The sequence below is a fragment of the uncultured Hyphomicrobium sp. genome, assembly GCF_902826555.1.
In the GTDB taxonomy this organism is placed as follows: Bacteria; Pseudomonadota; Alphaproteobacteria; order Rhizobiales; family Hyphomicrobiaceae; genus Hyphomicrobium_C.
On record NZ_CADEFI010000015.1, the window covers coordinates 64412 to 79845 of the forward strand.

Annotated in this window: 10 protein-coding genes and 1 pseudogene; 6 read left to right on the forward strand and 5 right to left on the reverse strand. The window is 57.8% G+C overall.

The genetic code is table 11. The features are described 5' to 3' along the window. Window positions 1-159 precede the first annotated feature (159 nt). From QZV93_RS08740 to QZV93_RS08750, 3 genes are read right to left on the reverse strand one after another with little or no spacing between them, the layout of a single operon-like run. Complete coding sequence (locus QZV93_RS08740; protein WP_295557674.1) at window positions 160-825, reverse strand: hypothetical protein; 666 nt, start codon at window positions 823-825, stop codon at window positions 160-162. Then, on the reverse strand, window positions 826-1719 hold the full coding sequence (locus QZV93_RS08745) for a nucleotidyltransferase (RefSeq protein ID WP_295557676.1): 894 nt from the start codon (window positions 1717-1719) through the stop codon (window positions 826-828). Next, on the reverse strand, window positions 1706-2842 hold the full coding sequence (locus QZV93_RS08750) for an HNH endonuclease (protein ID WP_295557678.1): 1137 nt from the start codon (window positions 2840-2842) through the stop codon (window positions 1706-1708). The genes QZV93_RS08745 and QZV93_RS08750 overlap by 14 nt, the downstream gene beginning before the upstream one ends. A gap of 196 nt (window positions 2843-3038) precedes the next feature. Here QZV93_RS08750 and QZV93_RS08755 point away from each other — a divergent pair, with 196 nt between their 5' ends. From QZV93_RS08755 to QZV93_RS08780, 6 genes are all read left to right on the forward strand, one after another. Then, window positions 3039-3485, forward strand: coding sequence for an excisionase family DNA-binding protein (locus tag QZV93_RS08755; RefSeq protein WP_295557680.1), 447 nt, complete (start codon window positions 3039-3041; stop codon window positions 3483-3485). Beyond that, window positions 3486-4055 (forward strand): PIN domain-containing protein, encoded by a 570-nt coding sequence (locus tag QZV93_RS08760; RefSeq protein WP_295557682.1) that lies wholly within the window; start codon window positions 3486-3488, stop codon window positions 4053-4055. A gap of 141 nt (window positions 4056-4196) precedes the next feature. Next, window positions 4197-5099 (forward strand): hypothetical protein, encoded by a 903-nt coding sequence (locus QZV93_RS08765; protein WP_295557684.1) that lies wholly within the window; start codon window positions 4197-4199, stop codon window positions 5097-5099. 68 nt (window positions 5100-5167) lie between these two features. Then, window positions 5168-6019: a competence protein CoiA family protein gene (locus QZV93_RS08770; protein ID WP_295557686.1), complete on the forward strand. Its 852-nt coding sequence runs from the start codon at window positions 5168-5170 to the stop codon at window positions 6017-6019. 17 nt (window positions 6020-6036) lie between these two features. Continuing rightward, window positions 6037-7404, forward strand: coding sequence for a HEPN domain-containing protein (locus QZV93_RS08775; protein ID WP_295557688.1), 1368 nt, complete (start codon window positions 6037-6039; stop codon window positions 7402-7404). A gap of 77 nt (window positions 7405-7481) precedes the next feature. Then, window positions 7482-8954 carry a hypothetical protein gene (locus QZV93_RS08780; RefSeq protein WP_295557690.1) on the forward strand — a complete coding sequence of 491 codons (1473 nt, stop codon included), beginning with the start codon at window positions 7482-7484 and terminating at the stop codon, window positions 8952-8954. 854 nt (window positions 8955-9808) lie between these two features. Here QZV93_RS08780 and QZV93_RS08785 read toward each other — a convergent pair. Continuing rightward, window positions 9809-13969, reverse strand: coding sequence for an RHS repeat-associated core domain-containing protein (locus tag QZV93_RS08785; RefSeq protein WP_295557691.1), 4161 nt, complete (start codon window positions 13967-13969; stop codon window positions 9809-9811). A gap of 711 nt (window positions 13970-14680) precedes the next feature. Next, window positions 14681-15434, reverse strand: a pseudogene (locus QZV93_RS08790) (hypothetical protein); the annotation flags it as partial.

The window sequence follows — 15434 nt, forward strand, 5'->3', positions numbered from 1 at the left end:
ATCCACGTCGCCAGTGCGTCGGTTAGCGGACAACAACTTTCTGTTGGCCGGAAGCGGGCGGTCTTGCTTCGGGACGCACAATTTAATGCTGCCTTGCCTGGGTTTTTGACTCGCTATTGCGAAGCGCGATGGGAATGGAATATGCAAAGGCGAGCAACGTCACGCGGCGTCGGGTTTCTGCTCCAGACCTTTGAGAATGCTTTCGACCGCGTGCATGAGATACCCGCGCGGCGCTCGTCGAAGCATCTCGATCCCTTCGCGGTGACATCTCCGGATAATCTCTCCGCTTCCACAGGGGCAGGGCCAATGGCCGCGCACCTTTCCACCCATCATGTTGAGCAGAAACCTGCCGAGCTTTAGCCCGTCGCCGGTACCAACCAACTCTTCCAGATGCTCGACGATGCCGTCGGGACCGTGCGGGTAGTCATCGTATGGCCACGGCTCTCCCTTTTCGACGAGGCTGTTGCCGATCAGGAAATTGCGGATGGGGATGTCGAGCATCCGATCCAGACCGAAGTCACCGTCCAGCGCGAGCCAAAGCGACAGCGGCGTGCCAAGACATAAAGAGCCATCCGGGTACACATGCCGGTCAAGTTCTCGCGGAATCCGGCCTTCGGTCTCCCAGACCGAGGGCGCCGATGCGGGATAGTTGGAAGGCAAACCGACCTCGATCCCATAGATATCGCCCGGCACGGCCTCGAAGCCGCCGCGCACACGGCACACCCCATCCACGACAAATGCATGCAACGTCGGATACCGGGCCCGTAGCATGGCTTCGAGCGCGGGCAGGGCATCGGCATCGCGCTCAAACCACGCATCGCTCATCTAGCGATGCCCCCACGGCTTGGTCTTGATCGAAGTGGCCGCGGCGGCGGACTGAAGCACCTGTACGCTGGGATAGGTGGTGCGCCGGGATTCGATGCTGCCGAACACGCGCTCCCAGCCGTAATCAGCTGCCGTCGCGAGCGTGTTCGAAGCGATTTTCGAGATCTGCCTGCGCAGGGTGTCTGGTAGCGCCTCAGAGAGATCGTTCCCGGTTGGATTGGCAGGATCCTCGATCTGCAGCTTGTCGATTTTGTCGGCAAACGCCTCCAGCACGCGGGTGAAGCGGTCTTCCAATGTGCCCGTGTTGTTATCCGCGAGCGCCTCAATCACGAGCAGTTCCAGCGGGAAGGTCTTCACCCCGATGCGGTTGCGCGTTCTCCAGAGCTTGATCAGCATGATCACATCGGTGCAGCCGCTGTCCCGGACGTGAGCGATGTGCAGCTCGATATTCGTCTTGAGCCAGTCCTTGTCACCCTCGTTCTGGTGAATGAAAACGTCCCAGTCTTCCTTGTTGACGTAACGGCCGGGCACGAAGTCCACCCGCACGTCGATGCCTTTCGGATCTATAAGGCGCAGCGCCGAACGCTTGCGGCGCACCGTGTAGTGCTTGGCTAGAAGTTTGGCCAAATTCTCGTAGATCTCTTCAAGCGTCTCGCCTGGAGCCGCGTCATCATTCTGGAAATAGCAGACCTGATCCAGATCATAGTCCTCGCGGATAATCGTGCCTTTCGCGCGCGACCCGCCATGCGTGTACATGATCGTGCTACGGGGATAGGCGTCGCGAACGATCGCCTCGATCTTTTCCGCTTCCGCGTCGAGCGCCTTCCACTCGTCTGAGTGTTCGTCGAGCTTCTGCGAATTCAGCAGGTCCGTCAGATAGTCATTGTTGCTCATGGGCATTCACGCTCAGCCTCTCTACGAAGCCGCCTTCTGTTTTGACGTTGTCATAGATGCGCAACTCCGGATCGACCTTCGGAAGCAGATCGAAACCACAGGTCACCGCCGCGGGCGCGGGCAGGGCCGGAAACACGTGCAGAACTTTAAGACCTGGATGCCCGCGCCGGAGCTCTGCCAGGGCGTTGCGGTAGACCGCGCGGAATGCTTCCAGATCCTCCTTCTGTCGAAGAAGGCCGGTGCTTGGGACCGCATCGACAGGCGAAATCTCATAGACCGAAAACCGCTCGTCCACGTGGGCCGGCAGACTTCCAATATCGATTGCGCCGCTCAGGGACAGGACAAGCCCGACGGCCGCCGGATCCGTGCCCGTACGAAGCCGCCGCAGTGCAAACCGGGCAGGGGGGGCACCCTCGTACCAGTTCCAGCGGTTCTCGGGGCGCGTGCGGTGGCACTGATAGAAGTCTGTGGCCACCTTGTTGCTGAGGCTATTGCCGAGATTCACGAGCAACGGGATTGGCGCAAGCGCAAGCACCGACAAGTGACGCGTCCGCTCGAGATCGCTCCCCGCCTCGTACAGGAGCGCCGCCCTTCGACGAATGAGATCAGCAGCGAGCTTGTAGAAGGCGCCCGGCTCTTCATCGCCAAGCCCCGTCAGATCGATGATGTGCGGATCGGCGACCGCATAGCGCGGAAACAGTGCCTCGAACGTCTCAGTCCGATCGACCTCGACAACCTGAGAACCGATCTTCACTTTCAGCTGCAGCACCGTGGTCTGGGTGCTTGGCCCGTATTCAGTCACCCGCTGGATGCGGGCCTCATGCTCGCGCTTGCGCAGCTCTAGAAAAGGGCGGGTATAGCGCTCCTCGTTATCGTCGATCAGCTTGTGATCCGGACGGCACAACAGCATCAGGTTGTCGATATTGTTGATGTCGGCGGGCCGGTCCTCCTCGCCGCGCGGACCGCGCTCGCTGAAGGCTACGATGTGAGCATCCTCAGCGAAATTGCCGCGCTCGCCGGTCAGCGGATGCCTGTACAGAAACACGTTGCAGAACTCGCAACGGCCGGCCGATCGAGCCACCAGCTCGGCGTGCGTCGAATCGGGGATTTTGGAGCGCGGCACCAGAATGACGGGCGAGCGTCTTGTGCACGGTGTTTCCGCAAGAGGCTGTTTTGACATAACTTTTCCCTCTGCGTGGCTTTCGCGTCTGGGCCCCGCCCGTGGCGTCCTGCGTTAGTTCATATGTTGCGTTTGTTGCACTTATTGCATATATGGGCTAGGATGAACCTATGTCAAGCGTAAAGAACGGAGCACGAACATGACTCGCCGACTTACCCCCAACACGCCCGTTGTGCCGTCGGCAGCGTCAGTGGAATTTGCAACCCAGATGTTGCGACAACTGGAGGCTGATCCGGCGCGCTTTGTCGTGCAGGACAGACTGACCGACACTGAAATCGAGATCGATGAGACGGTTTTCGACCTCATCCGGCTGTTGCTCATCACGGTTGCTAGCAATCGCGCCGTGTCACTCATGCCGATCGACCACGAGCTCACCACGCATCAGGCGGCGCGCTTCCTGAATGTGTCGCGCCCCTATCTCGTGCGTCTGCTTGACGAAAACAAAATCGTGCATCGCAAAGTCGGCACGCACAGGCGTGTCCGGCTGGAGGATTTGCTGAAATATAAGGAATTCACCAAAATCGAAGGCGAAACGGCCAAAGACGAGTTGGCCGAAATCAGCCAGAAGAACGACATGGGGTATTAATTGCCGGGTTTCACCGCTCTTTTAGACGCCTGTGTGCTTTACCCGGCACCCGTTCGCGATCTCCTGATCGAGACTGCGAACACAGGCGTCTATCGGGCGCGGTGGAGCGACGAGATCCACGATGAGTGGTCCCGCCACTTACAGGCCAACAATCCTAAGGTAACCTCACAAACCGTCTCGCGGGTGCGCGAGCTGATGAATATTGCGGTGCCGGACGCGCTCGTGACTGGCTACGAGTCGCTGATCCCCACGCTCAATCTTCCCGATCCCGATGACCGGCACGTGCTTGCGGCAGCAATTGTCGGACGCGCGGATGTGATCGTGACCACCAACCTCAAGGATTTTCCACCGGACTTGCTCGCACCCTTCGGTATCGAAGCCCAGCATCCGGATGAGTTCTTGATGCACCAGCGTGATCTCAATCACGACCGCTTTCTCGAATGCGTGAAGCGCATCCGGTCCCGACTCGTCAATCCGGAGCTCTCACCGGATGATTACATTGAGCGGCTGCGGCGCTGTCAGCTTGTGCTGGTCGCCGATGCGCTCCAATGCGTGCGGCGGATCATCTAGCCTGCGCTATTTGCAGCCTCGGCGGAAAGATCAAGGGAAGACTGGAAAGCACTTGAAGCTGAGCACTATGGTCTCGCGTCGGACGTGCCCCTTGCCAATTGTGCGAACTACGAACAACTGCTTCGGATCTCACTGACGCGCATGGACCTCAAAGCAGACATCCGACGCCATGTCATGGCAACCCTGCCTCACGACCCGTCAGATACAGATGCGACAAGCGAACTCGCTTCAATGGATATTGGGCGTTTGCTGGTTACGTATCATAATTGGCTAAGTCGGCTCATCCGCCCCGTTGCTCGCTCGGTACATCTATCGAAGGCGTACCAAGCAAACCCCATGCGGGCGCAGTTCAGCGCTCCTTTGCGGGACATTCTGTCATCTCTCGAACGCGGCCGCGATCTCACGCCACGACTAAGCAAGGACGTTGCGCTTGGCTATGTTGCCGGTTCGCGCTCAACGAGCAGAGACAAGGATCTCCTTTTGAACGACTGGGGCGTGCACCATCTCCACCTGGGCACCGGCCCCGATCAGAACAATCCGAACTTCATCGCGAGGACGGACGAGTTGTTGCTGGTTATGCTTCTGTCCAACACAGCGTACGTGATCGACATCTTCGCACACAAGCAATGGACGAGCCGCGCGATCGTACGGGCGGCGATCGACAGCTGGCCCAACGTCGAGCTGTTTCCTCAGGTCAAAGGCGTGCTGCCAAGCCGCAATGGCTACACCGAGGCCGAGCATCTCAAATTGCGCAAGAGCGGAATACTGACATCTGTAGACATAGATGGGCAGGTCTATATCGGCCGGGGCTTTCTATCTACCGCAGGTACCAGCTCAAGCTCGCAACGCGCTGCCGACTTGCTTCTCGACCAAGTTGAGGATTTTGAGGATCAGTGGAAGCAGGCCCCAGACAGCATCAGAGCAATGATTGCGGCGAAAGGCGATGTGTGCCCGAACACGCCCGACTTCGAGTTTATATTCACCGAGACAACCCATGGCGTACTTGAAAAAGTGAGCGGTACTCTGCTGCAGTTCGCGAGCTAGGCTCAACATACTTCCAGTACGTGAATGCGTTTAGACTCCATCCGGTCTCCGAAGGCTCAAACTGAACAATGCAGTTCGCGATCGTCGACAGTAAACGCCGTCAGGCGTTTCAAGGAGGAAGGGGCAGGTGCCCGACATGTGGAGCCCAATTGATTGCCAAATGCGGCCCCAGGGTCCTGCATCACTGGGCGCATTCAGGGCGACGCAACTGCGATCCCTGGTGGGAGAATGAGACGGATTGGCACCGCGGGTGGAAAAACCTGTTTCCAGAGTCCTGCCGCGAGGTGTCTCACGTCGCGGCTAACGGCGAAGTGCACCGGGCCGATATCCGGACGCCGACCGGCATCTTTATCGAGGTCCAGCATTCCGCGATCACTGACGAGGAGCGCCTCTCCCGCGAAGCCTTCTATGGCAATCTTGTGTGGGTGATTGACGGGCGATCCTTTCGGAAGAATTTCGATATCTATCACCTCCTACCCGACCCCACGTCTGAGATTGCGCAGGACCTCGTTTGGGAAAAGGCGCGACGTCACAAACATGGAGCCAATGCGGGTCTCTTCTATCGGTTGTCGGAGTGCAAAAGGGACGATCCGGATGTGACCAAAGCATCTTTGCGAGGAGGCCGGATCCACGGCTTTCACGAGATCGAAGCGCAGGTGAACGACGCGTACAGAGGGCATGACCAATTCGACTGGATTCGCCCTCACAGAACATGGCTGGATGCCACCTGTCCGGTTTGTATTGACTTTGGCGACGACCATCTCGCTCGTCTGGAAATCTATGACGAATCACGCCTTCAATGCGTTCGACTGGTTTCGAAGCGCAAATTTGTCCACGACACCCTGAATGAAACGGCAGCTTCGGCCATAGCAACGCGGTTCTATCCTTTAGGTCCGCGTCACGACGGTGCGTCCCAATGATGGGCCCGGAGACATGAATGGATTCCATACATCCCGAGGCTCGACGGAACATCAATGAGCGGGCCCTTGCACTGCTTGAAACATTCCGCCGTTACAAGCCTCCGCCGACGGGCAAGCCGAAATTTCCCAGTGAGAGGATTCCGGCCGCTGTCCTGGCCGACGATGACTTCATCGACGTCCGCATACTGACCGTCGCGGACCCCTATGGAAGGACGCTCGCAAAGTTCTATCACCACGGATCGGCGATGGTGGGACTCAAAGAAGAAGACTATCCTGATCTTTCCAAGATTGTCGGAGCTCTGCAAAAAGTTGCGGCTCTACGAAACAGACTGAGCGAGACGTTCCTTGAAGATCATGTTTTTCTGTGGTGCCGCGGAAGATTGCGGGATGGCTATACGGGAACCCTAATCGACTATCTTGAGATGCAAATCTCTGCTGACGTCCACCCGCGAACGGTTTGGGCGCCGATATCCTCGCTCGAGGTGGAGCATGAATTTACGATTGGCGACAGTCGGATCTGCCCGATCACCGCTCAGTTCCTGAATGATTTGGAACTTCGATCAGAAGGAGCCGTAGCGCCGGAAGATAGAGAGCACAGCCGGGCGTACTTCCAGTCTCTCAGACAGAAGATGCAGGGCCACGCAGCAGTCGTAGTTGAAACCGACGCTGAGCCAGTTCGGGCATTTGAGCTCGCAATGGCGAAAGCTGAAGCTGCCATAGGCATCCTGCGTCTATTCTCCCAAGCGGCCTTGGATCCCGGCTTGATTTGTCCTTGTGCGCTTCTAGGAACAGAACATTTACCGATAGCGCGGGCTGTACTTGTTGCGAACGGCCAGTTTGCGGGGGCGAGGAGTCAATCGGCGAGCAAGAGCATGGGCCACTGGCGTCTGGACGCGGATCTCATCCGAGAAATCAAGGGCGCTGGCCTCGACGACACGGCCGCTCTTATCAAGCTTCAGAAGCCAACTGCCTTCCAGACGGTCGTGCTAGCAAGCCATCTCAGATACTCAAAAAGCACGATGGTCGATGACCTTGGTGATCGACTGGTCTACATGCTAACGGCGCTTGAGAGTCTGTATTTGAAGGATGGATCAGAGCAGATCGGCCAGAATCTGGGTGAACGCTTGGCTTTCACAACCGCGCACACAGCCGACGAACGAGAGAAAGTCATAAGGAATGTGAAGGCGATATATAAGTTTCGTTCCAACTACCTGCATCATGGCGCGACGATAAGCGAACGCCACGAAATCGGGGACTTTATGATGACGGCATATAACGGCCTCGAGGTTGCCAGACGGAACAACGAAAACTTTCCAAGTGTCGAGGAATTTTGCAGCGCAGTCGACCGCTATAAGCTTGGCGGAGTCCGCCCCTTCAGGGGCTAATCCAAAATTGCGGACAGTGCGGTGCGCAAACTGGGCCAGCGTCCGCGTCCGCAAAGGCGGGGAAACCGAACAATAGATTGTTGCCTAGGATTGCTATGGGCGGAGCAGCGAAGTTTAAGAAAAAGAAGCGCCAAGCGGATCATGCGCTGAGCAAGAGATTGAAGCCTGCGCGGTTCAATCACTATGTCCCTGGCACGCGAAAATCACTGGCGCGCGTCTATGCGCAAGAACTCTCATGGTGGTCGGATCTTGATGAAGCCATTCTAGGGTTCGTGTTTAGAGACGTGCATGGCGATGACTACGGTTGGCAGATCTTGCTGCGGGACCGCGCCGGTCGCTTCAGGTCCGTTGACTTGGCGCATAGCTTGAAGAGCGAGGATTACGCGACTGTCGGGCTGCGTGATGCGATCGCGAGGACTCTCGAAAAGGGAAACCTTGCCGAGCAGGGGTCGCAGGGAGACGAGCCCAACGAGCCCGTAGATTTGCTTCGCGTTCCTGGTGATGTGGATCCATCAAAGTTACATCCCTATTTCAAGATCCTTCTTGAGAGCCCGGCTAACGCTCCGGCGCGCGCGGTTGTTAGGGAAATTGGTCCCTGGCTGGCACCTTCTGATCCCCACTTCGTGCAGGAGTTCCAGTTCAATCAGTTCGACCAGCGTCTCTGGGAGCTTTACCTGTGGGCTGCGCTCCGCGAGCTGGGCTTCGATATCACACAACTTGAAGCGCCGGACTTCATGTGCCGCGCACCAGGAATCGAATTCTGCGTTGAGGCAACTACTGTGGCGCCCTCAACATCGGGCCCGCTAGCGGCACACCCAGAGCCCAAAAACAATGAGGAGATGAAGGAGTTTTTGGCGAACTATATGCCGATGAAGTTTGGGTCAGTCCTCACGAGCAAGCTTAGCAAGAAGGATGCACAGGGCCGTCGATACTGGGAGCGAGATGACACGAAGGACAAGCCCTTCGTATTGGCAGTCGCTGACTTCCATAAGCGAGCCGATCATGAGTCGTCCGGCTCGATGACTTTCACTCAATCAGCACTGTGGCCATATCTCTATGGACACCGCGTTGAGTGGAAGATGGTCGATGGACACTTGAATGTTAGCGCAATCAAAAATCAGGAACACAAATTTGGAGAGAAGGTGATTCCCTCCGGGTTCTTTGATCAGCCTGGCGCCGAGAACGTCTCCGCCGTCCTATTCTCGAATGCTGGCACGCTTTCAAAGTTCGATCGCATGGGTGTCATTGCGGGCTTTGCGGCCCAAGACCACACCTATCTACGCGTCGGACATAGATTGAACCCAGATCCGAATGCCACGATGGGCATCCCTTTTGCAGAAGACGTAGCCTCGCCGGACTATACCGAGTTCTGGTCCGATGAGCTTCAGATCTTTCACAACCCCAATGCAAAGATTCCCCTCGATCATGCTTGGCTCAGTGGCCTCACACAGTTCTACTTTGCGGACGGCGAACAGAATTCCATCATCCCCGATCATCACGTCTGGGGTTCACAAACTTTGATACTAGCAAGCACGCCGCCTAAGAGCTGATGCGAAATCGCATAGGCTTGCTGTCTGCTCGCCACCCGTGAGCGGACTTGAGCTGCGGATGCAGTAAGGCACTCCAGTGAATACGCGGCGATGTCGGCTCATGGGACATTGTTGTCGTGGGCCAACTGACCGCAAAAGGTCCCAACAGCCGACATGGGTCGCATTTATGCTCTCGGCTCAGCGCACTTGCGGCTCATGTCCGTTTTCAGGTGGAGAGCGGGCTTCGTCGCTGGTGACCCTGAGCCGAACGGGTGATTGGAGCACCCCACGGTGCCCAGTCCGCATCCCACACCGATGCCTTCGAAGCGTCCGTCATCTTCTTCGGACGGTTCAAGTGATCGACGTGCACGTACCAGAGCGCAGGCGAGACGGTGTTCACCGCATCGACAACCGCCAGAGGACGATCCAGCTCCGTGCGGCTGTTCCGCGTCGGCGCGATCTCCGTCTCATAGAGCTAGATGTACTCGCGCACCGTGCCGGTTGAGCCGGTGGCACCGCCACCCGCCGTCTCGGCGATCACGTTGCCGAAGATGTCGTGGACAAAGTGCGCCGTCCCGGCAGGTGTCTGGTTGGTCGTTACCCGGATCGCCAGCTGCTCGCAGTGCGCCCAAGGTTACTCGCTTCTTTTGGTAGCGTGATCCGGCGGCTCCAAGTCCGGATAGTACTTCGTCACCGTCTTTACGACCCCATCGTATAACGCGAAACACGCTTCCGAGTCCGCATCGACAACCTTTCGCCTATCCTCGGGAGAAAGATTGGCCGAAAGTTCCCACAGACGAGCCATTATTTCACCGTACTTCAAATACTCTTGTATAAGTCCTATTGCAGTGTCTCGATCCATTGTCGCTGCCTTCTTAGTAGTCACATCCTTGCGCCGCTGCACATTCCTTTACGCAGCGTATGAGGCGAGGTTGATGATTTTGCCCAGAACCCGGTAATAGATCAGGATTTTCCTCTCGGGTTCTTTTGCATCCCTCGAAACATCCTCGAATAATAGCCTTGCATCTATCGTCGTCATCATCGCGATCGCTCCCGCCAACAAGTGATCGCGCGAGGGCAAAGCATTGTTTGGCAAACTCTGCACATTTTTGTGGGAAAACCGCGCAATAAAGCGCCGGTGGAAGCAAGATCGGGTGGCCGGGGATCGCTGTTTGCAACCCCTCTGGATCGGCCCGCATCTGAGGCGCACTCTTCGCATACGCATACACGCTCGGCCCATCGACGAACCCGAGCGGATCGGGCTGGGTGTAGCGCCCCAGCGTGGGATCGTAGTGGCGATGCCAGTTGTAGTGCAGGCCCGCCTCGAGCTGGTACCACTGGCCGGGGAAGCGCGCATCGAGCGTCGCGGAGCCGGTGATGGCTACCGGTGCGCCCCACGGTGCCCAGTCCGCATCCCACACCGATGCCTTCGAAGCGTCCGTCATCTTCTTCGGACGGTTCAAGTGATCGACGTGCACGTACCAGAGCGCAGGCGAGACGGTGTTCACCGCATCGACCACTGCTAAGGGACGATCCAGCTCCGTGCGGCTGGTCCGCGTCGGCGCGATCTCCGTCTCATAGAGCCAGATGTACTCGCGCACCGTGCCCGTTGAGCCGGTGGCGCCGCCACCCGCGGTCTCGGCGATCACGTTGCCGAAGATGTCGTGGATGAAGTGCGTCGTCCCGGCCGGTGTCTGGTTCGTCGTTACCCGGATCGCCAGCTGCTCAAGCCCATCGTAGGTGTAGGTGCCCTTCAGCGAGCCAGCTACAGTCACGGTATTGAGCCGATTGCGGTTGTTATAGCCATAGGCGTAGGCCGTGCCGGACCGGCTATCCTGCGTGATGTTGCCGGCGTTGTCGTAGGTGAAGGTCCGTTCGGGCGTACCGCCGATCTCGACGCCGGAGACACGGTTGTTGCTGCCGCCATAGCCATAGTCCCGCGTCGTCGACGCACCACCCCCCGGTGGAATGGAGATCTCTTGCGTGCGGTTGCCGACGCCGTCGTAGTAGTAGGTGCGGCCGCCCCAAGGGCCATCGGCATTCTGCAGCCGGCCGGCGAGATTGTTCCACAGCGACTGGTTCTTTGCCGCGTCGAGGGTGTCCCAGATATTGGTCAGGTTGAGCCCGTCCGAGCGCGTGTGCGCCACATTGCAGACGTCGGTCGATCCGTCGTAGACCCCGAGCACATCCACCTCGTAATCCGTGGTGAAGGTGTTCCAGTCGTTGAGCCCGTTGCCGTAGTCCATGGACTTCAACAGGTTCGAGACCGGCATATAATCGATGTCGTCCGCCACCGTCTGCACGGCCGAGCCGGAGTCTTTCTTCGTCGTCACCGACGTGATGCGGCCCATCGAATCCCGCACGTAGTTCACAATGCGCCCCGACGGGTAGGTGATCTCCGTGACCTTATCGTCGGCATCGTAGACGTAGCCAGCAGTATGCGCTTGCCCGCCAATGGTGCGTGTGTCCGTCACCACGTTGCCGCGCACGTCGTAGACCCAGGCGATCGTTACGTCTTGCGAGGCCAGCCCGGTCAGGCGTCCCTTGCCCTTGTTGCCGCCCGTTACATCGTCATAGGTGTAGGTGACATTCTCCGCCGACGCCGCCGGATAAGTCTTGGTCAGAACCCGGCCCGCGCTGTCGTAGGTGAGGTTGGTAACGATGCCACGGCCATCCGTGATCTGTGTCGCAAGAGCGAGGGCATTGCGCACATAGTCCGTCGTGCCGCTGTCCGGTGACGTTTGCCGGATGACGTCGCCGAAGCCATTGCGGACATAGCTCGTCTGCAGGCTGCGCGGGTCGGAATAGGTGACGATGTCGTCCTTGCCGTTTCGCGTGAGATTGACCTCGGCACTTTCCTGGTCCGTTTCCTTGATCAGCCGATTGACGCTGTCGTACGCATAGCCGTAGACACCCGATCGTGGATCGGTCACCGTCTTCAGATTGCTCGTCTTGTCGTAGGAATATTCAAATTCCTGGCTTGCGGCACCGATCTGCTTCAACAGGCGACCAAGCTCGTCGAAGGTCTGGGTCTGGTTCAACACGATGGTGTTGCTGGCATCCTTGATCGTCTGCCCGTTCATGTTCCCCATTAGATCGTAGGTGTATTCGATCTTCTGGCCGTCGGCTTGCGTCACCGTCGTCAGCCGACGTGCGTTGTTGTAAATGTAGGTGAGGTACGACCCATCCGGCCGGGTGATCTTGGTGATCTGACCGATTGCATCGTACTCGAGCGTGGTTACCGCCGCCCCGGCGCCGGGGTTGACCGTTGTGGTCAGAAGGCGCCCCTGGAAATCGTAGGTGAGGTTGGTCACCACACCGTTCGCGTCGGTGATCTGTGTTGGCTGGCCGCGGCCGTTGACGGCATTGATTGTCGTCACGTGGCCGAGCTCGTTGGTCACTGTCGCCACGTATCCGCTGCTGTCGTAGGTGTACGTCACTGTGTCGCCCGACCCCGAGAGCGGGCCGTCGACGGTCAGCAGATTGCCACCCGTGCCATACGTGTAAGCCCAGGTCCGCGTTTGGCCATTGGTTGGATACGGCACCGTATGCGAGGTCGTGTCCGTCTGGGTTAGCGAGGTTAGACGCCCACTCGTCCAGGTGTACCCCGTGGTCAAACCCGGTTCGACCATCTGCGTGGGCACCTGCAACGTGGCGTGATAGGTGTAGGTTGTGGTACTGGCCGCCGCCGTGCCGAACCCGCGTGTCACCGATGTCGGTAACCCGCGCGCATCAACAACATATTTCGTGACACGGCCTTCCTCGTCCGTGGTTTGCGTTATGCGCCCCTTGCTGTTGTAAGTTGTCGCGCGCGAGCTTGCGGGGCAATGCGTGCTTGCTTGGCCGTCAACCTGCGTAGCCCGCATCCGGCGCGCGATCTCGGAGAGCGTCCGCACCTCGGACTTACCAAGCACGTTGGTGATCGTGACCTTTTTGTTGGCATCGTCATAGCTGAACGTCGTTGCATCGTTACCGCTGTCATGCGTGCTACTCGTCACGCGCGCATAGCCGTCATAGGCAAACGTCGCATAGCGCACGCCGCGCGCATCGGATATGCCCGTCAGCAGCAGAAAATCATGGGTATCCTCATAGTGGTAGGTCGTCGTCTCTGAAAGACCTGGCGACGACGTGGGATTGGATACCGTCACCTCATCGACAATGGCGCTCGTCAACACGCTGCCCGCAGAAAGGTTCTGCTGGCGTGCGTATTGGTAGTCAATTCGGGTTCCATCCTGCGCCCCGATCCGCGTGATAACGCGTTTCGTAGCCGGCAAGGGAGAAGCGGGCGCGGTCTCATACGTGAAGGTCAGCTGGCGTCCAAAAGTGTCGTCAACGGTCGTGACGTATCCATTCGTGTCATAGGAGAGGGTAACCACGTATCCTCCCCGCGTTGTAATCGACTTCAGCCGCCAAAGGCCGGCAATGCTTTCATAGCGCTCGACCCGATCATCTTCAAAAGTGAACTCATACGCCGTGACCGGCGAGCCGATCATGACCCCCTTAATGTTCCACGCAGAGTTCTGTTGCACGGAGAAGGTCTGACTGGCTCCACTGTAATCGAACTCCAGCAGCGATCCGTCTGCCTGCTCGAGTGATACATCGTTGCCCGCCGCAACATAGAGACGCCGATCCCAAGGCAAGCGCCAGCGATTGCCTAAAAGGCCGTACGCCCTGGAGCTCGACTGATAACTGCGAATGACTGCCAGTGGATTGGCGCCGCCAGTGGTGTAGTCGGTCACCACTTCAACCTTGTCGCCGGAACTGGCGATAATGGGATTGCCGACCCCACACTCGTTCTTGGGTGGCTCGCACGAGCACGTGCCCTTGGGTACGCACCGCCCGCCACATTTCTCTTCATTGGCGGTGTCGGTGCAGACGTAGTTTGTGGTCTGGAAGCACTCGTAGAAGACATTGGCCCCGGAGCCGGGCGTATAAAGGGCGCTACAGCAATACCCGGTCGGGCTCACACAGCTCCATGAGCTGATATTGTAGTGCAATCCGACAAACTGGCTGGGCTGCGGGAGAACGCTTGCCACACTATCCATGCATGCTGCGTCTGCAGTGGTGAAGCGGGTTTTCGCCGGCGTGCTGCAGTCATAGTTTAGAGACTTCCAACACGTGACAGCATTTGCTTGAAAGGAAAGCATCCACACCAAAGCGGGAATTAATCCCATCCAAATATGAATTCGACGCATGCATCTACCCCGCCAATCGAGTGCGAAATCGCAAATGAGATCGAAACGGAATGTGTTCTCAAATGTTCTTTCAAAGAACAATGAATGTCCGTTACGGTACAAGGAAATCATTGAACTTCAATGATATTTTCTCGTCCACTCGAGGGCGTGGTGAAATAGACGGCGTTATTGTCGAAATGAGCCGATGCGGCCCTTGCGCGCAGTTTCAAAGAGATAGATTGTTTTAGTTAGAACCGGAAAAAAGCCAATTGGTGCCAAAATAATTTTTTATGACCAAAATAGTCCGTGGACGCGCGTTTTGTCCTTCTATTATCCTGGACCAAGGCCCGCCCGTCGCTGCCGACGCAGCCAAGGCGGGTTCGTCCCAGAAGCGGAAAAGGTGCTTCGTCCCAGAAGCGGAAGTCGGCCATCAGTGTCGGCGCCCCCGTTGGCTGCCGCCGACCAGTTTCGCTCATGGACCTAAAGCCGTCCTCGGATATCGTTCTTCTCGGCAACCTCGATTGCATCGTCGACCTCAACGCCGAACGGTCGTCACGAGCGGCGCGCTTGCCGTCACTCGTTTCTGAGTTCGATTTCTTGATTCACAACGGCGCTTTCGACGAAGTTGCCGAGCGCACCCACCATGGAATTGTAGATCGCCGAGTCGCCATCTGCCCCCCACAGCGTCAACACAAAAGCTACTTCCTGCGGGCCAGCCTGGCTGTGGTGCGTCCAACCGAATTGGTAGAGGTCACGGGTAAACACCCGCGCGTAAAGTTGGAGATGTTTGCCGTCGAATGCCAAACCGTCGGGGAAGTCCTTGCAGTGGCACCGAACGGGTTGCCACTTCTTCAGCTCCTTGCGAGCGTCCTCTTCCTTGAGTGTGGATTCCAACATAGAGCCGACAAGAGGTTCCCACTTTCCGTTGGTCGGATACCGCAGAGAGGTCTGAAGCCTCGACGAGAAATAGTTCGCGCCTCCAAATGGAGATACGAGTGGCTTGAGGATCGCGGTTAACTTCGCACGGCCGACAAGCTTCCCGTCGCGGACCATTTCGGACGGGATGGGAATGCCATTCCAATAGTAGTTGGCTCCCGGCGCCAACGATGCTTTCCATGCGAGCGTCACGCTTCCTGGTGCGCAGGTCCATGGCATCTGATCTACGTACGGGGTGCCCCATCCCAATTTTGGGTGATGCTCCTTGCGCTCGGCCGCGTTGATCAGGAGCGCCTTGACGAGATCTGGCGTCGGCTCTCGTAAATTCGCAAACGTGTGCGCAGCAAGGGACGAGATGAGCGCCGTCGGATAGCTGCTTCCGGTTTCGATG

What these genes read in the sequence shown, in the direction of transcription:
- QZV93_RS08745 (WP_295557676.1), bottom strand. Translation starts at nt 1,719, where the DNA reads ATGAGCAACAATGACTATCTGACGGACCTGCTGAATTCGCAGAAGCTC.
- QZV93_RS08765 (WP_295557684.1), top strand. Translation starts at nt 4,197, where the DNA reads ATGGACCTCAAAGCAGACATCCGACGCCATGTCATGGCAACCCTGCCT.
- QZV93_RS08755 (WP_295557680.1), top strand. Translation starts at nt 3,039, where the DNA reads ATGACTCGCCGACTTACCCCCAACACGCCCGTTGTGCCGTCGGCAGCG.
- QZV93_RS08775 (WP_295557688.1), top strand. Translation starts at nt 6,037, where the DNA reads ATGGATTCCATACATCCCGAGGCTCGACGGAACATCAATGAGCGGGCC.
- QZV93_RS08770 (WP_295557686.1), top strand. Translation starts at nt 5,168, where the DNA reads ATGCAGTTCGCGATCGTCGACAGTAAACGCCGTCAGGCGTTTCAAGGA.
- QZV93_RS08740 (WP_295557674.1), bottom strand. Translation starts at nt 825, where the DNA reads ATGAGCGATGCGTGGTTTGAGCGCGATGCCGATGCCCTGCCCGCGCTC.